At 74.6% G+C, this 16,544-nt stretch carries 16 protein-coding genes and 1 tRNA gene; 7 read left to right on the plus strand and 10 right to left on the minus strand.

What is annotated here, in order from left to right; genetic code table 11:
• Nucleotides 1-54: 54 nt before the first annotated feature.
• From ABD249_RS10250 to ABD249_RS10265, 4 genes are all read right to left on the minus strand, one after another.
• Complete coding sequence (locus tag ABD249_RS10250) at nt 55-780, minus strand: hypothetical protein (RefSeq protein WP_344343190.1); 726 nt, start codon at nt 778-780, stop codon at nt 55-57.
• On the minus strand, nt 777-1,325 hold the full coding sequence (locus ABD249_RS10255; RefSeq protein ID WP_344343192.1) for a sigma-70 family RNA polymerase sigma factor: 549 nt from the start codon (nt 1,323-1,325) through the stop codon (nt 777-779). The genes ABD249_RS10250 and ABD249_RS10255 overlap by 4 nt, the downstream gene beginning before the upstream one ends.
• Before the next feature lie 9 nt (nt 1,326-1,334).
• The gene (locus ABD249_RS10260; RefSeq protein WP_344343194.1) at nt 1,335-2,018 is read right to left on the minus strand and encodes an FMN-binding negative transcriptional regulator; all 684 of its coding nucleotides are present in this window, start codon (nt 2,016-2,018) and stop codon (nt 1,335-1,337) included.
• 549 nt (nt 2,019-2,567) lie between these two features.
• Nucleotides 2,568-4,436, minus strand: a complete 1,869-nt coding sequence (locus ABD249_RS10265) for a phosphoenolpyruvate carboxykinase (GTP) (RefSeq protein ID WP_344343196.1) — start codon at nt 4,434-4,436, stop codon at nt 2,568-2,570.
• 83 nt (nt 4,437-4,519) lie between these two features.
• Here ABD249_RS10265 and ABD249_RS10270 point away from each other — a divergent pair, with 83 nt between their 5' ends.
• Both ABD249_RS10270 and ABD249_RS10275 read left to right on the plus strand, forming a co-directional pair.
• Nucleotides 4,520-5,971, plus strand: coding sequence for a helix-turn-helix domain-containing protein (locus ABD249_RS10270; protein WP_344343198.1), 1,452 nt, complete (start codon nt 4,520-4,522; stop codon nt 5,969-5,971).
• A 3-nt stretch (nt 5,972-5,974) separates the two neighbouring features.
• Nucleotides 5,975-6,586, plus strand: a complete 612-nt coding sequence (locus tag ABD249_RS10275) for an arsenate-mycothiol transferase ArsC (RefSeq protein ID WP_344343200.1) — start codon at nt 5,975-5,977, stop codon at nt 6,584-6,586.
• 261 nt (nt 6,587-6,847) lie between these two features.
• On the opposite strand, the gene ABD249_RS10280 is transcribed toward ABD249_RS10275, so the two are convergent.
• From ABD249_RS10280 to ABD249_RS10290, 3 genes are read right to left on the minus strand one after another with little or no spacing between them, the layout of a single operon-like run.
• Nucleotides 6,848-9,028, minus strand: a complete 2,181-nt coding sequence (locus ABD249_RS10280; protein WP_344343202.1) for a heavy metal translocating P-type ATPase — start codon at nt 9,026-9,028, stop codon at nt 6,848-6,850.
• A complete protein-coding gene (locus ABD249_RS10285; RefSeq protein ID WP_344343204.1) occupies nt 9,028-9,351 on the minus strand; it encodes a heavy-metal-associated domain-containing protein in 324 nt (107 codons plus the stop codon). The genes ABD249_RS10280 and ABD249_RS10285 overlap by 1 nt, the downstream gene beginning before the upstream one ends.
• Before the next feature lie 17 nt (nt 9,352-9,368).
• A complete protein-coding gene (locus ABD249_RS10290) occupies nt 9,369-9,662 on the minus strand; it encodes a metal-sensitive transcriptional regulator (protein WP_344343206.1) in 294 nt (97 codons plus the stop codon).
• A gap of 102 nt (nt 9,663-9,764) precedes the next feature.
• Between ABD249_RS10290 and ABD249_RS10295 the strand changes: the two genes are divergently transcribed.
• Genes ABD249_RS10295 through ABD249_RS10305 form a run of 3 tightly spaced genes read left to right on the plus strand, consistent with a single transcriptional unit; the run spans nt 9,765 to nt 12,814 of the window.
• Nucleotides 9,765-11,042 (plus strand): acyltransferase family protein, encoded by a 1,278-nt coding sequence (locus ABD249_RS10295; RefSeq protein WP_344343208.1) that lies wholly within the window; start codon nt 9,765-9,767, stop codon nt 11,040-11,042.
• A gap of 42 nt (nt 11,043-11,084) precedes the next feature.
• Nucleotides 11,085-12,491, plus strand: a complete 1,407-nt coding sequence (locus ABD249_RS10300) for an NAD(P)/FAD-dependent oxidoreductase (protein WP_344343209.1) — start codon at nt 11,085-11,087, stop codon at nt 12,489-12,491.
• Nucleotides 12,488-12,814: a cupin domain-containing protein gene (locus ABD249_RS10305; protein WP_344343211.1), complete on the plus strand. Its 327-nt coding sequence runs from the start codon at nt 12,488-12,490 to the stop codon at nt 12,812-12,814. The genes ABD249_RS10300 and ABD249_RS10305 overlap by 4 nt, the downstream gene beginning before the upstream one ends.
• Here the strand turns inward: ABD249_RS10305 and ABD249_RS10310 are convergent.
• Nucleotides 12,802-13,446 carry a DNA-3-methyladenine glycosylase gene (locus ABD249_RS10310; protein WP_344343213.1) on the minus strand — a complete coding sequence of 215 codons (645 nt, stop codon included), beginning with the start codon at nt 13,444-13,446 and terminating at the stop codon, nt 12,802-12,804. The genes ABD249_RS10305 and ABD249_RS10310 overlap by 13 nt on opposite strands.
• 2 nt (nt 13,447-13,448) lie before the next feature.
• Nucleotides 13,449-14,153: a TetR/AcrR family transcriptional regulator gene (locus ABD249_RS10315; protein ID WP_344343215.1), complete on the minus strand. Its 705-nt coding sequence runs from the start codon at nt 14,151-14,153 to the stop codon at nt 13,449-13,451.
• A gap of 128 nt (nt 14,154-14,281) precedes the next feature.
• On the opposite strand from ABD249_RS10315, the gene ABD249_RS10320 reads away from it, so the two are divergent.
• Entirely contained in the window at nt 14,282-15,529 is a 1,248-nt protein-coding gene (locus tag ABD249_RS10320; protein WP_344343217.1) for an MFS transporter, read from the plus strand.
• Nucleotides 15,530-15,588: 59 nt separating this feature from the next.
• Here the strand turns inward: ABD249_RS10320 and ABD249_RS10325 are convergent.
• Nucleotides 15,589-15,664, minus strand: a tRNA-Arg gene (locus ABD249_RS10325).
• Nucleotides 15,665-15,740: 76 nt separating this feature from the next.
• Here ABD249_RS10325 and ABD249_RS10330 point away from each other — a divergent pair.
• Complete coding sequence (locus ABD249_RS10330) at nt 15,741-16,529, plus strand: transglutaminase-like domain-containing protein (RefSeq protein ID WP_344343219.1); 789 nt, start codon at nt 15,741-15,743, stop codon at nt 16,527-16,529.
• Nucleotides 16,530-16,544: the final 15 nt, after the last annotated feature.

Raw genomic sequence — 16,544 nt, forward strand, 5'->3', positions numbered from 1 at the left:
CTTGGACGGAGCCGTGGGATGCCGGGGGAGACGGATGCTGACAGCGAACGTCGATCAGTCGACGACGACGGGCTGCGCGACGACGATGCCGTCGACGGCGAGCGCCACGACGCCGACCGCGACCGCGACCGCCTCGTCGCCCTCGGCCGTCCCCGCCGTCGCACCGCAGGACGACGTCGCCGGGAGGACGGTCGCGTCGAACGACGCCGATGCGAGGGGCTGCAGCGTCGTCGGCGCGACCTGCGCGACGGAGGCGGCATCGACGTCCGGCGCGACGACGAGCACGTCGCCGGCGCGCTGCCCGAGTCCTGCCTCGCCGATCGCGACGTCGACGGGGGCGTCGCCGACGTTCTGCACGTCCACGGTGCCCACGCCGTCGCCGTCGTCGTCGCGGACGACGACGAGCAGGCCCGCGGCGACGCTCGAGATCGGCACCGCCGCGCACGCGGCGACCGGCGGGCCGGACGGAGCGGGCTCGCCCAGGATGCCCGGCTCCTCGGCGGTGGCCGCGTCGCTGCCCGGGGCGGCAGGAGCATCCGGCGCCCCCTGCTCCGCGACGCCCGCCTCCTGCATCGTCGCCGTCGACGCCCCGGAGCCGAGGATCGACGGCAGCACGACGGGCGACAGCAGCGCGAGGCAGCCCGCGACCGATGCCACCGCGACGCCCACGACCTTGGGCCGGCGACGCCGGCGGGCGTCGGCGACCACGGCGTCGACGTCGATCCTCGCCGTCGGCTCGGGCATCGCGTGCAGGCGATCGCGCAGCTCGTCGTCCCTCATCGTGCCTCCCTCCCGCTCGCGTCGCGACGGTGCGGGCCGCCGCCGGAGCCCGACTCCTCGTCGGCGAGCTGCGTGCGCAGCTTGCCCATCGCGTCGCTCACGTACCGCTTCACCGAGCCGGGCGCGATGCCGAGCTCCCTCGCGGTCTCGTCGACCGATCGGTCCTCGTAGTAGCGCAGCACGATGCACGCCCGCTCGCGCGGGCTGAGCCGCTCGAGCCGTGCGGCCATGTCGAGGTGCGCGCCCGTGCGCGTCGACCCGGAGTCGAGTCGCTCGTGCGGGACGACGAGGGGGCGGATGCGCTGCCAGCGCTGCCTGCGCCGCGCACGGTCGAGGAAGCGGTTGGCGATGGCGCGGCGCACGTAGGCCTCGGCCTGCTCGACCTCGAACCCGTTCCGCAGGCGACCGAACGTCGCCGCGAGCGCATCCTGCACCAGGTCCCTCGCCTCCTCGTCGTCGCCGCACAGCAGGGCGGCGTACCTCGTGAGGGCAGGCCCGCGCTCCGCGACCAGTCGTGTCACGACGTGCTCCCAGTGCGCAGCCATCCCTACCCCCTACGACGCAGAGGTGGGCGGTTCGGTTGGGGTGGTGGCGAGATCGGCCTCGAGCACGTCCTGCATGCGGGCGGCGAGCCCCGGGTGGATCTCGCGCAGGTGCGCGACGACGCTCCGACGGGTCTCGACCGACTTGTTCTGCGACAGCTTCGACTTCGCCGTCCACGACCGCACGCGCAGCCGCAGGCCGCTCGTGCCCATCGCGAGACCCATCTCGACCTCGTCGGTCACGTCGAGCCGCCGGGCGCCGGGACGGTCGCCCTCGAAGTGCGCGACGAGCCGCTCGAGGGTCGCGACGTTCTCGGCGTGCGAGACGACCTCGACGTCGCACACGGCGTGGACGGCCTCGAAGTTCCACGTCGGCACGTTGCCGGCGTCGGCACCGAGGTACCAGGAGGGGGAGACGTAGTCGTGGTCGCCCTGCACGACGAGGAGCATCGTGCCGCGGCCGGGGGCGTCGCCGCCCACGAGGCCGTGGAGCCGAGCGTCGGCTCGCCCGAGGTGCGTCACGAACGTCAGGTCGTCGCCCGCGTTCGCGCCGGGGGCGTCGTCGAGCAGGAGGGGCGTGTGGGAGGCCACGGGACCATCCGGCAGGTGGCTCACGAGCGTGACCCACGGATGCGTCTCGACGAGCCGACGGACGAACGCGGCGTCGTCGACGCGGTACTGGGGATTCGGCTGCACGGGTCGATCCTCGCACCCGCCCTTCGAGGCTCGCTGGCGTCTCGGCGAGCCACCCCGCCCCCGGTGGATGAGGTGGCTCGCTGCCGTCTCGGCGAATCGCCCCATCCCGGTGGCTGAGGTGCGAGCGGAGCGAGCCTCGAAGCCCGCCGCGCCACCGGGTGGTCGCACCCTTCGAGGCTCGCTGCGCTCGCACCTCAGGGAGCGGGTGGTGGGGCGGGCTCGGGGAGCGGGTGGTGGGTCGCCGGCTGGGTCGTGCCGTCGCCCACCCGCTCCCTGAGGAGGCCCCGAGCGCAGCGAGGAGCCGTCTCGAAGGGCGCCGCACGGGCCCTTCGAGGCTCGCTGCGCTCGCACCTCAGGGAGCGGGCGGGTGGTCGCCCGCGCAGGCGGCGCGGGCTCAGGAGCGGGTGGGGTGGTCGCCCGCGCAGGTGGGGTGGGTGCGGGGAGCGGGCGGGGGCGGCTGGGTCGTACCGTCGCCCACCCGCTCCCTGAGCAGGCCCCGAGCGCAGCGAGGAGCCGTCTCGAAGGGCGCCCTGCAGGAGGCAGGGCGCGTCAGGCCGCGACGAGCGCCGTCTGCTGCTCGAGGCGCCACCGCACGTGGTTCAGCTGGCGGCGCAGACCGAAGGGCAGGCGCTCGAACTGGCCGAAGAACGCGTCGACGTCGACGAGCTCGCCGAGCCACGCCGGCGCGTCGACCGCGAGCAGCTCGTCGAGCACGCTGTCGGGGAGGTCGAGCCCCGACACGTCGAGCGCGCCCTCGGCCGGCAGCACGCCGATCGCGGTCTCGACGCCCGCTGCCGTGCCCGCGACGCGACCGGCGATCCAGTCGAGGACGCGCGCGTTCTCGCTGAAGCCCGGCCACAGGAAGCCGCCGTCGGCGTCGCGGCGGAACCAGTTGACGCTGAAGATCGCCGGCGCATCGCGGCCCAGGCGCTGGCCGACGTCGAGCCAGTGCTGGAAGTAGTCGCCCATGTCGTACCCGCAGAACGGGAGCATCGCGAACGGATCGCGACGGATGGCGCCGACGGGCCCCTCGGCGGCGGCGGTCTGCTGGCTCGAGATGGTCGCGCCGACGTACACGCCGTGCTCCCAGTCGCGCGCCTGCATGACGAGCGGCACCTGCGTGGGGCGGCGACCGCCGAAGACGATCGCGTCGATCGGCACGCCCTCGGGGGCGTCCCAGTCGGCGGCGAGCGACGGGCACTGCGTCGCGCGCACGGTGAAGCGCGCGTTCGGGTGCGCCGCGGGCGTGCCGGACTCGGGCGTCCACGGCTGGCCGCGCCAGTCGGTCAGCGAGGCGGGGGCCTCCTTCGTCATGCCCTCCCACCACACGTCGCCGTCGTCCGTGAGGGCGACGTTCGTGAAGATCGTGTCGCGGTCGAGCATCGCCATCGCCGTGGCGTTCGTCGACTCGGAGGTGCCGGGAGCGACGCCGAAGAACCCGTTCTCGGGGTTGATGGCGTGCAGCCTGCCGTCGGCGCCCGCGCGCATCCAGGCGATGTCGTCGCCGATGGTCTCGACGCTCCAGCCGGGGATCGACGGACGCAGCATCGCGAGGTTCGTCTTGCCGCATGCGGAGGGGAAGGCGGCGGCGATGTGGACGCGGCGGCCGTCGTCGTGCGTCATGCGGACGATGAGCATGTGCTCGGCGAGCCAGCCCTCGTCGCGCGCCTGCACCGACGCGATGCGCAGGGCGAAGCACTTCTTCGCCAGCAGCGCGTTGCCGCCGTAGGCGGAGCCGAACGACCAGATCTCGCGCGTCTCGGGGAAGTGCGAGATGTACTTCGTCGTGTTGCAGGGCCACGCGGAGTCGGCCTGGCCGGCCACGAGCGGCGCGCCGACGGAGTGCACGGCGGGCACCCACTCCTCGCCCGCGGCGATCGCCTCGAGCACGCCGCCGCCGACGCGCGTCATGGCGTGCATGCTCGCGACGACGTAGGGGGAGTCGGTGAGCTCGATGCCGAGCTTCGAGATGGGGCCGCCGACGGGGCCCATCGAGAAGGGGATGACGTACATCGTGCGACCCGCCATGGCGCCGTGGAAGAGCCCGCCGAGGATCTCGCGCATCGTGGCCGGGTCGCGCCAGTGGTTCGTGGGGCCCGCGTCCTCGTCGTCGACCGAGCAGATGAACGTGCGGTCCTCGACGCGTGCGACGTCGTCGGGGTTGCTGCGCGCGAGGTAGCTGCCGGGGCGCTTCGGCACGGGCACGATCGTGCCGGCCTCGAGCATGGTCTCGACGAGCGACGCGAACTCGGCGTCGGATCCGTCGCACCAGCGCACCTGGGCGGGCTCGGTGAGGCGGGCGACGCTCGCGACCCACTCGACGACAGCCGGGTCGGTGCCGTCGGGGGCGTCGACGAGGCGGCGCGCAGCCTTCGCGGCCGAGGCGCTGGGCGACGGGGGCGGGGGAAGGATCGTCATGTCTTCCACTCTGCGCCGGGTTTCGCGCCCATGCGACGGCATTCGGGGTGAATCTTCGGCCGTTCTTTCGCTACCATCTCGGTGTGAGCGATCTTGCAGTCCTCGGCCACCGCATCCGGCACTACCGCGGCCGCGCGGGCCTCACGCTCGACGGCCTGGGCGACATCGTGGGGCTCGCGGGCAGCCAGCTGTCGCTCATGGAGAACGGCAAGCGCGAGCCGCGCCTCTCGCAGCTGCAGGCCATCGCGACCGCGCTCGACGTCACGACGACCGAGCTGCTCTCCGACGAGCCGCCCACCGAGCGCTCGCGGCTCGAGCTCGAGCTGCACCGCCTCCAGGAGGGCGCCGTGTACTCCCGGCTCGGGCTGCCGCACGTGCGCGCGTCGAAGACGATGCCCGACGACGTGCTGCGCTCGCTCGTCGGCCTGCAGCGCGAGCTCGATCGGCGCTCGCGCGAGGCGATCGCGACGCCCGAGCAGGCACGGCGCGACTCGACGGCGATCCGCAGGCAGATGCAGGAGCGCGACAACGCGATGCCCGAGCTCGACGCCCTCGCGGAGGAGCAGCTCGCCGCCGTCGGGCACGAGCGCGGCGCCCTGACGCACCGCGCCGTGGCCGACATGGCGCAGCGCATCGGGTTCGAGCTCGTCTACGTCACCGACATGCCGCACTCGGCGCGCTCGGTGACCGACCTCGAGCACGGCCGGATCTACCTGCCGCCCGCCTCGATCCCCGGAGGCCACGGCCTGCGGTCGATGGCGCTCCAGGCCATCGCGCACCGCCTGCTCGACCACTCCGAGCCCACGTCGTACCGCGAGTTCCTGCAGCAGCGCCTCGAGATCAACTACTTCGCCGCCGCGACGCTCATGCCGAGGAGCGAGTCCGTCGACTACCTCATGCGCGCGAAGAAGGAGCGGAACATCGCCGTCGAGGACTTCCGCGACGCGTTCGGCGTCACGCACGAGTCGGCGGCCATGCGCTTCACGAACCTCGCGACCGTCGACCTCGGGCTCGAGTGCCACTTCCTGCGGGTCGGCGACGACGGCGCGCTCATGCGCGCGTACGAGAACGACGGGCTGCCGCTGCCGATGGACGCCTCGGGCGCCATCGAGGGGCAGGTCGTCTGCCGGCACATGGCGGCGCGCACCGCGTTCGACCGGGCCAGCAGGACGACGGAGTTCTACCAGTACACCGACACGCCCGCCGGCACCTTCTGGTGCTCGTCGCAGACGGGCGCGGGCACCGACGGCGAGTTCTCGATCACGGTCGGCGTGCCCTTCGACACCGCGAAGTGGTTCCGCGGCTCGGCGACGCCCGTGCGAGAGCAGTCGCGCTGCCCCGACAAGACGTGCTGCTCGCAGCCGGAGCCCGACATCGCCGAGCGCTGGCGCACGAAGTCGTGGGCGTCGGCGCGCATGCACCAGCACACGCTCGCCCCGCTGCCGTCGGGCACCTTCCCCGGCGTCGACGACGCCGAGCTCTACGACTTCCTCGAACGCCACGTGCCCGTGGCCGAGCCCGAGCGGCAGGGCTGAGCCGTGCTGGGCAGGCGCGGCAGGTCGGGCGACGAGCCCGTGTCGCTCGACGCCGCCGTCGCGTCGCTCGCGCAGGCGCACGCCGCGATCGATCCCGGCACGGTCCAGACGCTCGTGCACCACTCGCGCGACCTGCTCGCGAGCATCGACCCCGCGGTGGAGGGCCTCGACCAGCGGGCGATCGACCTCGCGGCGGCACGGCTCGACGCGCTCGACGCGAGCGTCGCGCCCGGGGTGCCGCGTGTGCTGTTCCTGTCGACGCGCAACGACGGGATGTCGATCATCGCCGAGGCGCTCGTGCAGGCGTCGGGCAGACGGGTGCTCGCGACGTCGGCGGGCGTGCGGCCGGTCGCGTCGGTGCTGCGCTCGGTCTCGGACGCGCTCGCGGAGGCGGGCGTCGCGGACGACGGCTTCCCGAAGCCCCTCACGCCCGAGGTGCTCTCGCGCGCCGACCTCGTCGTGACGATGCTGTGCGACGCGCCGCCGCTGCACGACGGGCAGCGGACCGAGGCGTGGGACCTCGAGGATCCCGCGGGCCTCGCCTCGGGCGCCGTGCGCGCGCTGCGCGACCGCATCGCCACGCGGGTCGACGCGCTGCTGGCGACGCTGCGGTAGCCCTTCGAGGCTCGCTGCGCTCGCACCTCAGGGAGCGGGTGGGGGTGACGGTCCCTGAGGTGGAGCTGGCGACGCTGCGGTAGCCCTTCGAGGCTCGCTGCGCTCGCACCTCAGGGAGCGGGTAGGGGGTGACGGTCTCTGAGGTGCGCTCGCACCTCGGGGAGCGGGTGGGGGGTGATGGTTCCTGAGGTGCGCTCGCACCTCGGGGAGCGGGTGGGGGGTCACTGTCCCTGGGGTGGGAGCGCAGCGGCCCTCGAAGGGTCAGCGGCGGGGCCGGTAGAGCCGCAGCGTGAGCGACGACCCGACCACGAGCACGCTCGAGAGCGCCATCGCGAGGCCGGCGAGCATGGGCGTCAGCAGCCCGGCCATCGCGACGGGGATCGCGACGACGTTGTAGGCGAACGCCCACACCAGGTTGACGCGGATGGTCGCGAGGGTGCGGCGCGACAGCGCGATCGCATCCGCCGCGGTCTCGAGGTCGCCGCCCACGAGCGTGACGTCGGCGGCGTGCTGCGCCGCATCCGTGCCCGTGCCCATCGCGATGCCGAGGTCGGCGGCCGCGAGCGCGGCGGCGTCGTTGACGCCGTCGCCGACCATCGCGACGCTGCCGTGCGCCTGCGCGGCGCGCACGGCGGCGACCTTGTCGGCGGGCGTCGCGCCGGCGATCACGTCGTCGATGCCGACCTCGGTCGCGACGGCGCGGGCGGCGCGGGCGTTGTCGCCCGACACCATCGCGACGCGCACGCCCATGCGGTCCAGGCGCGCGACGGCCGCGGCGCTCGTGGGTCGCACCTCGTCGCGCACGGCGAGGACGCCGCGCGCGACGCCATCCCACGCGACGACGACGGTCGTCGCACCGCGCGACTGCGCCTCGTCGATCGCCGCCGCGAGCGGAGCCGCCACCGGTGCCGACCATGCCTGCGCGATCCACTCGGCGGAGCCCGCCTGCGCCGCACGGCCGGCGACGATGCCGTGGATGCCGTGGCCGGCGGCGGCCTGCACCGACGACGCGCGCGGGGCGTCGGGCGCCGCGGCGACGATGGCGCGGGCGATGGGGTGCTCGCTGCCGCGCTCGAGGGCGGCGGAGATCCGCACGACCTCGTCGACGTCGACGCCGTCGGCGACCACCGTCGACTCGAGGCGCATGCGGCCGGCGGTGATCGTGCCGGTCTTGTCGGCGAGCAGCACGCGCACGCGGCGCGCGGCCTCGAGCACGCGGGCGTCGCGGATGAGGATGCCGAGGCGTGCGCCCGTGGTCGTGCCGGCGAGCAGCGCGGTCGGCGTCGCGAGCCCGAGCGCGCACGGGCAGGCGATGATGAGCGTCGCGATCGCGGCGGTGAAGGCGCGCTGCACGTCGCCGGTCGCGACGATCCAGCCGACGAGCGTCAGCACGGCGAGCACGACGACGATGGGCACGAAGACCGACGAGATGCGGTCGGCGATGCGCTGCACCGCCGTCTTGCCCTCCTGCGCCTGCTCGAGCAGCCGTGCGATGCGCGCGAGCTCGGTGTCGCCGCCGACGGCGGTCGCCTCGACGAGCAGGACGCCGGGGCCGTTGATCGTCGCGCCGACGACCGTCGAGCCCCCGGTCACCTCGACGGGCATCGACTCGCCGGTCACGAGCGACGCGTCGACCGTCGAGACGCCCTCGACGACGACGCCGTCGGCGGCGATCTTCTCGCCCGGCACGACGCGGATGCGGTCGCCCACGACGAGGGCGTCGACGGGCACGCGCTCCTCGGCGTCGCCGACGACGCGCGTCGCCTCGCGCGCCCCGAGCCTCGCGACGGATCGCAGCGCGTCGACGCTGCCGCGGCGGGCGCGGTGCTCGATGAGCCTGCCGGCGAGCAGGAAGGTCGTGACGGCGGCGACGACCTCGAGGTAGAGGCCCGCGGTGCCGCCGGCGTCGAGCAGCCCGCCCATGTGCATGCCGGGCGCACCGGCTCCGCCCCACACGAGCGCCCACACCGACCACGCGTACGCGGCGGTGACGCCCATCGAGACGAGGGTGTCCATCGTGGTGGCGCCGTGGCGGATCGCGGCGACGGCCGCGCGGTGGAACGGCCAGGCCGACCAGGCGGCGATCGGCGTCGCGAGCACGAGCGAGAGCCACTGCCAGCCGTCGACCTGCAGCGCGGGCACCATGCCCATGGCGACGACGGGCGTGCCGAGCGTCGCGGCGACGACGAGCCGCCATGCGAGGCCGGCGTCGGAGCGCACGCGATCGGGCTCGGGCAGGGATGCGGCGTAGCCGGTGGCCTCGACGGTCGCGATGGCGTCGGCGACGGTCGTGCCCGCGGGCAGCGTCACGTGGGCGACCTCGGTCGCGTAGTTCACGGTCGCCTCGACCCCGGGCATGCGTGCGAGGCGCCGCTCGATGCGAGCGGCGCACGACGCGCACGTCATGCCCTGGATCTCGAGGTCGACGACCTCGGTGGGCATCAGTCGGCGAGCGTGTAGCCGGCCTCGTCGATCGCCGCGCGCACGGCGGCGAGGTCGAGGGGGCGGTCGGCGTCGACGCGCACGGTGGAGGCGCCGCCGGCGACGAGGGCGACGTCGACGCCGCGCACGCCGGGGATGCGGCCGAGCTCCTCGGAGACGGCGGAGACGCAGTGCCCGCACGTCATGCCGGCCACGGCGAAGTCCTGCGTCTGCGCGGGTGCGGCCGACGCGGCGGCGTCGCCACCGCAGCATCCGCCGCCGCAGCATCCGCCCGACGCGACCGCGTCGCGGGGGGCCTGGGTGATCTCGACGTCCTGCTGCATGGTGGTGCTCCCTGTCGTCATGAGCGGACGAGCCGGCCGATGGCCTGGCTCGCCTCGCGGATCTTCTCGTCGGCGACCGCGCCACCGGACCTCGCGGCCTCGGCGACGCAGTGCGCCAGGTGGTCGTCGAGCAGCTGCAGCGCGACGGTCTCGAGCGCCTTCGTGGCTGCCGAGACCTGCGTGAGGATGTCGATGCAGTACTCGTCGTCGTCGACCATGCGCGCGATGCCGCGCACCTGGCCCTCGGCGCGCTTGAGCCTGCGCAGGATCGCCTGCTTGTCGTCGGCGTATCCGTGGGTCTGCTGCTCCATGCCTCCACCATACCCCAAGGGGGTATCCGACGGCCAGGGTCGACGACGTCCGGGCGCGGCGTCCTCCCGGGCGCGACACGCGAGGAGTCCTAGAGTGACCGCGTGACCACCGACGAACGCGCCGCGGCCGAGCGCCTGCTCGCGAAGCGCGACCTGACGCTCGACCTCGCGCGCGTCGTGTGCGTGCTGCTCGTCATCGTCGTCCACCTGCTGTTCGCCGGCGTCGTCGTCGGCGACGACGGCATCACGCTCGAGCGCACCCTCGAGGTGCAGCCCTGGTTCCCCGCCGCGACGTGGTTCGGCCTCATCATGCCGCTGTTCTTCGTCGTGGGCGGGTTCGCGAGCGCAGCCGGCTACGGCAGCGCCCGCCGCCGCGGCGACGATCCCGAGGACTTCGCGCGCGTGCGCCTGGCACGCCTCGCACGGCCCTCGCTGCCCGTCTTCGCGTTCCTCGCCCTCGTGCTCGGCGTCGCGGCCCTGCTGCCCGTCGACCCCGGCTTCGTCGACGGCGTCGCCGTGGGCGTCGGGTCGCCGCTGTGGTTCCTCGCGTCCTACATGCTCGTGCAGGCGCTCGCGCCCTTCCTCATCGACTGCCACGAGCGCAGGCCCGTCGCGACCCTCGCGGTGCTCGTCGCGCTCGCGTGCATCACCGACGTCGCGCGCATCGCGAGCGGCGAGATGCTCGTCGGCCTGCCGAACGTCGCGTTCGTGTGGCTCGCGGTGCAGCAGCTGGGCTTCTGGATGCACGACGGCTGGTTCCGCGCCCGCAGGTGGTGGCAGCTGACGCTCGTCGTCGTGGCCGTCTACGCGATCCTGCTCGTCGTCGTGCGCGTCGGCGACTACTCCTCGAACATGCTCGCGAACCAGTTCCCGCCCACGGTGCCGCTGCTGCTGCTCGGCGTCGCGCAGGCGTGCCTCCTGCAGCTGCTGCACCGGCCGCTCTCGGCGCTCATGGCGCTGCGGCCCGCCCAGGCCGTCGTGCTGCTGCTCGGCTCGCGCCTCATGACGGTCTACCTGTGGCACCTGCCCGTCATCATGCTGCTCATCGGCGTGCAGCTCGTCCTGCCCATCCCGCTGTCCATGCCGGGCACGGGGCAGTGGTGGCTCGAGCGCATCCCCCTCTTCCTCGTCGTGCTCGCGATCGTCTTCGCGATGTCGCTGCAGCTCGTGCGCTTCGAGCGCGTCCCGCCGCTCGCGGAGGCGCCGCCCGCGTGGCGCACGATCGTCGCGATCGTCCTGTTCATCGCTCCGCCGTTCCTCGTCATGGTGCTCGGGCTCGACCTCCTGCTCGCGGTGCTCGGCGTCGTGGGCACCGTCGCGGCGCTGCTGCTCGCGCGCATCCCGCTGCGGCCGGCGCCGCGCGGCCGGCTCCTCGGCTGACGCCCGCAGCGGCGACCGCCGCCGCTGTCCTAGGCTCCGCACATGGAGACCACGTTCGACGCATCCGTCGACCCCGCGCTCGTCGCTCGCGCGCTCGAGCCCGCCCGCGAGGGATCGGTGTGGCTCGACATGCCCGCGCCGCGCCACGCCCGCCTCACCGCGCACCTGCGCGCCGACCTCGTCGTCGTCGGCGGCGGCTACCTCGGGCTCTGGACGGCACTCAAGGCCGTCGAGCGCGAGCCGGGCACGAAGGTCGTGCTCGTCGAGGCGCATCGGCTCGGCTGGGCGGCGTCGGGTCGCAACGGCGGGTTCTGCGACGCGTCGCTCACGCATGGTCGCGCGAACGGCGAGGCCCGCTGGCCCGACGAGATGGACGAGCTCGAGCGGCTCGGCATGGACAACCTCGACGGCATGGGCGCGGACGTCGAGCGCCTGGGCCTCGCCGTGGAGTGGGAGCGCACGGGATCGCTCACGGTCGCGACCGAGCCGCATCAGGTCGACTGGCTGCGCACCGAGGCGATCGAGGATCGCGGCGTCTTCCTCTCGGCCGAGCAGACGCGCGCCGAGCTCGACTCGCCCACCTTCCTCGCCGGCTACCTCGACCGGGACGGCACGGCGCTCGTGCACCCCGGCAGGCTCGTGCAGGAGCTCGCGCGCGCCTGCCTCGAGCGCGGCGTCGAGATCTTCGAGCGCTCGAAGGCGACCGCGATCGACTCCGACGACGAGGGCGTCACGGTGCACACGAGCGCCGGCAGCGTGCGGGCGCCGCGCGCGATGCTCGCGACCAACGCCTTCCCGAGCCTGCTGCGCCGCGACCGGCTCTCGACCGTGCCGGTCTACGACTACGTGCTGACGACCGAGCCGCTCACCGCCGAGCAGAAGGCCGCGATCGGCTGGGGCGGACGGCGCGGCATCTCCGACGCCGCCAACCAGTTCCACTACTACCGGCTCACCGCCGACGATCGCATCGTGTGGGGCGGCTACGACGCCGTGTACTTCTACGGCGGCCGCATCCGCCCGGAGCACGAGCGGCGGCAGGCGTCGTTCGACAGGCTCGCGGCGCACTTCCTCACGACGTTCCCGCAGCTCGAGGACGTGCGCTTCGCCTACCGCTGGGCGGGCGTCATCGACACGTCGACGCGCTTCTGCGCCCAGTACGGCCTCGCGCGCGGCGGCAAGGTCGCGTACGCGAACGGGTTCACGGGCCTCGGGGTCGCCGCGACGCGCTTCGCGGCCGACGTGAGCCTCGACCGTCTCACCGGCCTCGACACCGAGCGCACGCAGCTGCAGATGGTGCGACAGCCCGCGCTGCCGTTCCCGCCCGAGCCGTTCGCGTCCGCCGGCATCCAGGCGACGCGCTGGTCGCTCGACCGCGCCGACCACAGCCGCGGTCGTCGCAACGCGCTGCTGCAGACGCTCGACGCGCTCGGCCTGGGCTTCGACTCATGACGCGGGTGGTGCGCCTCGCCGACGTGGAGGTGCCCGTGGCGCCGCTGCCGACGGCGGACGTGGTCCGCGGCGCCCCGGCGGCGGGCTCGGTCGCGCTCGCGACCGTCGGCGAGGCGGAGGTCGGCGTGTGGCGCATGACCGTGGGCGTCGCGCGCGACGTCGAGGTCGACGAGGCGTTCGTCGTGCTCGCCGGCCGCGCGACCATCCGGCTCGGCGACGACGAGTCGATCGACGTCTCGGCGGGCGACCTCGTGACGCTGCGCGCGGGGGAGCGGACCGAGTGGACCGTCCACGAGGACCTCACGAAGGTCTACGTGGCCTGACGGCGCCTGGGTGCGGCGGCGCGATAGGCCGAGACGCTCGGCTCGCCGGGCAGCCAGCAGCGCCACGGGAAGCGCGCGCCGTCGCCGCCGTCGCCCGAGACCCCCACGCGCGGGCCCGTGCGATGCGGCAGCCCGCCGTCGGGATGCGCGTCGTCCAGCAGCAGCCGCCACGGGCCGTCGCCCAGCAGGTCGGCGCCGTCGTCGGCGAGCGTCGCCCCGAGGGCCTGCGCGAGGTTGCCCGGCCCGCGCGCGAGCTCGACGATCGCGGAGCGACGCGGCCGCGCCTCCCGCCGCGCACGGGCGATCGGCTCGCCCTCGACGACGGCGCCTGCGCGCACGAGGATGCCGTGGCCGTCGCCGACGGCGCCAGCGACGACGTTGATCGCATGGTGCATGCCGTAGGTGAAGTACGCGTACAGGTGGCCGGCCTCGCCGAACATCGTCGCGTTGCGTGCCGTGCGCCCGCGGAACGAGTGCGCGCCGGGATCGTCGGCGCCGCGATAGGCCTCGACCTCGGTGATGCGGATGGCGACGCGGCCGTCCTCGCCGTCGTGCGCGAGCGTGGCGCCGAGCAGCAGCGGTGCGACGACGACGGGGTCGCGCGCGAGCCACGCGCGGTCGGGGACGCGCATGCTCAGCGCTCGGCGGGCACGGCCTCGGCGGGCAGGGAGGCCAGCAGCGCCTCGAGGCCGGCGATCGTCGTCTCGAGGATGAAGGAGAAGTAGGCCGCGTCGGCGGCGCGCACCTGCTCGGTCTCGCCGACGAACGGCTGCACGAGCGTCGCGGCGATGAGCGTGATCGCCGGGCTGTCGCTCTCGTCGAGCTGCGCGAGCATCGCCGCGTGGTCGCGCGGTCCGTCGTCCTCGACGAGGCGGCGATCGTCGCCCATCGCGACGGCTGCGAGCGTGTTGTTGAGCAGCGCCGCGTAGGCGAGCGCCGCGCGATCGCCGAAGCCCGCGCGCTGCAGCGTCGCGACGCCGTGCTCGACGGTGGGCACGAGGAGCGTGAGCGTCGGGCCGTGCATGAGCAGCCACTTCGCGACGCCGGGGTGCGCGCCGATGATCTCGCGCGAGGGGAGGATGATCGCCCGGAACCAGTCCTGCCACGGCAGGGCGGCGTCGGGCACCGGGATCGCGTCGAGCACGCGCTCGACGACGCGTCGCACGATCGCGTCCTTGCCCCCGACGTGGTGGTAGAGCACGGAGGCGGCGACGTCGAGCCTGCGCGCGAGGTCGCGCACCGTCCAGCCGAGCAGGTGCGTCTCGCGCGTCATCGCGGCGGCCTCCTCGACGACGCGCTCGGGCGTGAGGCCGACGTGGAACGGGGCGTCGTCGGGCATGGTCCTCCGTCTCTCGCCCTCAGTCTGACCCATCCGAGCGCGGCCGATCGCGCCTCGCGCGCCGGCGCCGACGTCGGCTACCGTAGAATCGAACGACGTTCTAGCACCATTCGAGAGACGCAGGCTCCATGACCGCCGAGAGTGCCGTGCGAGCCCGGACGCAGAGCGTCGTCGCCCTCGCGGCCGTGCTGCTCGCGGCCTTCGCGCAGATGACGCTGCAGCCGACCTCGGCGCCGCTCGCGCTCGAGCTCGGCCTCGAGCCGTGGCACGTGGGCGTCTCGATCGCGGCGTCGGCGGCGATGATGCTGCTGGCCGTGCGGCCCTGGATGCGGCTCGTCGCGCGTCACGGCCCACGCGGTCCGCTCGCCGGGGCCCTGCTGCTCGCCACCGTCGCGCTCGCGGCCTTCGCGGCGCTCGCGATGCTCGGCGCGCGCGGCCTCGTCGACCCGGGCGCGCTCGTCGTCGCGATCGTCGCGCTGCGCGGGCTCGCGCTCGGCGCCTCCCTCGCGGCCGTCGTCCCCGCCGCGCGGCTCGTCATCTCGGCGATCGACGACGACGCGCTGCGAGTGCGCTGCATCGCGGCCATCGCGACGGTGCAGGGTGCGGCGGTCGTCATGGGCGTCGCCCTCGGCGGCGCGGCCTCGTCCTTCGGCGCGCTCGTGCCGCTCGTCGTCGCCCCCGCGCTGCTCGCGGCCGCGGCCGTCGCCGTGCTCGTCGGCGTCGCGAGCGGCCCGCCCTCGCAGGCGGTCGCCCCGGCGGCCGGGGTCGAGCCGCCCCGGCGTCGGCTCGTCGACGCCGCCACGTGGCCGTTCGCGGCCGTCGCGCTCGGCGTGCTCGCGAGCGTCGCCTGCGTGCAGGTCGTGCTGGGCTTCGTGCTCCGCGAGCGCCTCGGCCTCGACGCCGCGACGACGGGCTTCGCCACGGGCTCGGCCCTCTTCGTCGGCGGGCTCGCCGCCGTCGTGACGCAGACCCGCGTCGCACGGGCGGTGCGCCGCCCCGCGGTCGTCGCGCGCGTGGGCGTCGTGCTCGCCACCGCGGGCGTCGCCGCGCTCGTGCCCGCCGCGAGCCTCATGGCCGTGCTCGGCGCGATCGTCGTCGCGGGCGCGGGCGTCGGCCTCGCGATGTCCGGCGTCGCCGGGAGCGCGGCGACGGCCGCCGGCGGACGCGCGCCCGCGCAGCTGCTCGTGAGCGTCGCGACCGTCGTGGGCGTCGTCGTCGGCCCGCCGGCCGGCACGCTGCTGCTCGGCATCTCGTCGGCCGCGCCGTTCGTCGCCTGCGCCGCGGTGCTCGCGGCCGCGTCGGTCGTGGCCTTCGCGCATCCGGCCTTCCGGCCCGCGCAGCAGCCGACCCTGCTGGGGGAGCGGGCTGCGGCCTGACGCCCGTCGCGCGCCGGCTCGGCGCTCGGGCGATGCAGCGGCGCGTGGTCCGCGGGAGGTGGTGCCCTCGATAGGATTCGAACCTACGACCTTCTGCTCCGGAGGCAGACGCTCTATCCCCTGAGCTACGAGGGCAGGGGCGAGTCGAGGCTAGCATCCGGCCCGGCATCCGTCGTCCACCCGCCACCCACCCGAACGCCTGGAGCCGCCCATGCGCACCGTGCACGCATCGTTCGCGATGGTCCTCGACGCCGAGGCCGAGTTCGTGCTGCTCGTGCTGCCGTCCACCGGCCACGACGCGGGCGAGGAGCTCGTGGTCGAGCTCGACGGCGAGCCCGTGGCCTGGACGGAGGTCGCGGGCAGGCACGGCACGCGCGAGCTGCACCTCACGGCCGGCCCCGGGCGCCTGACGTGCTCGCTCGACGCCCGCATCGCCGGCCACGCGCCGACGGTCGTCGACGACGATCCCTCGCGCTACCTCCCGGCCTCGCGCTACGCCGAGGTCGACGCGCTGCGCGACTTCGCGTCCGAGCGCTTCGGCCGCGCGACCGGGTGGGACGCCGTCGACGCCGTCGTGCGTCACGTCGGCCGCAGCCTCGAGTACGACATGTACCGCTCGGAGCTCGACGACGGCGCCGTCGCGACGCTGCGCAAGGGCGGCGGCATGTGCCGCGACTACGCGCACGTCGTCATCGGGCTGTGCCGAGCGCTCGGCATCCCCGCGCGCTACGCGTCGGTCTACGCGCCCGCGCTGCAGCCGCCGGACTTCCATGCCGTCGCCGAGGTGCACCTCGACGGCGCGTGGTGGGTCGTCGACGCGACGCACCTCGCACCGCGCGCCAGCATGGTGCGCATCGCGACGGGCATCGACGCCGAGGAGACGGCGTGGGCGACGAACACCGGCTGGGCGACGCTCGAGCAGCTCGAGGTCTCGGCGAGCGACGACGTGCTCGACGCGGACGCCGTCGACGATCGCAGGGCGCGGGTCCGACTCTCCTGAGCGGTCGGCGCGCCT

This window comes from Agrococcus versicolor (assembly GCF_039531815.1).
In the GTDB taxonomy this organism is placed as follows: domain Bacteria; phylum Actinomycetota; class Actinomycetes; order Actinomycetales; family Microbacteriaceae; genus Agrococcus; species Agrococcus versicolor.

Excerpts from the sequence above, each read along its gene's own strand:
- ABD249_RS10250 (WP_344343190.1), bottom strand. The coding sequence starts at position 780 with ATGAGGGACGACGAGCTGCGCGATCGCCTGCACGCGATGCCCGAGCCG.
- ABD249_RS10255 (WP_344343192.1), bottom strand. The coding sequence starts at position 1,325 with ATGGCTGCGCACTGGGAGCACGTCGTGACACGACTGGTCGCGGAGCGC.
- ABD249_RS10265 (WP_344343196.1), bottom strand. The coding sequence starts at position 4,436 with ATGACGATCCTTCCCCCGCCCCCGTCGCCCAGCGCCTCGGCCGCGAAG.
- ABD249_RS10280 (WP_344343202.1), bottom strand. The coding sequence starts at position 9,028 with ATGCCCACCGAGGTCGTCGACCTCGAGATCCAGGGCATGACGTGCGCG.
- ABD249_RS10285 (WP_344343204.1), bottom strand. The coding sequence starts at position 9,351 with ATGCAGCAGGACGTCGAGATCACCCAGGCCCCCCGCGACGCGGTCGCG.
- ABD249_RS10290 (WP_344343206.1), bottom strand. The coding sequence starts at position 9,662 with ATGGAGCAGCAGACCCACGGATACGCCGACGACAAGCAGGCGATCCTG.
- ABD249_RS10300 (WP_344343209.1), top strand. The coding sequence starts at position 11,085 with ATGGAGACCACGTTCGACGCATCCGTCGACCCCGCGCTCGTCGCTCGC.
- ABD249_RS10305 (WP_344343211.1), top strand. The coding sequence starts at position 12,488 with ATGACGCGGGTGGTGCGCCTCGCCGACGTGGAGGTGCCCGTGGCGCCG.
- ABD249_RS10310 (WP_344343213.1), bottom strand. The coding sequence starts at position 13,446 with ATGCGCGTCCCCGACCGCGCGTGGCTCGCGCGCGACCCCGTCGTCGTC.
- ABD249_RS10315 (WP_344343215.1), bottom strand. The coding sequence starts at position 14,153 with ATGCCCGACGACGCCCCGTTCCACGTCGGCCTCACGCCCGAGCGCGTC.
- ABD249_RS10320 (WP_344343217.1), top strand. The coding sequence starts at position 14,282 with ATGACCGCCGAGAGTGCCGTGCGAGCCCGGACGCAGAGCGTCGTCGCC.
- ABD249_RS10330 (WP_344343219.1), top strand. The coding sequence starts at position 15,741 with ATGCGCACCGTGCACGCATCGTTCGCGATGGTCCTCGACGCCGAGGCC.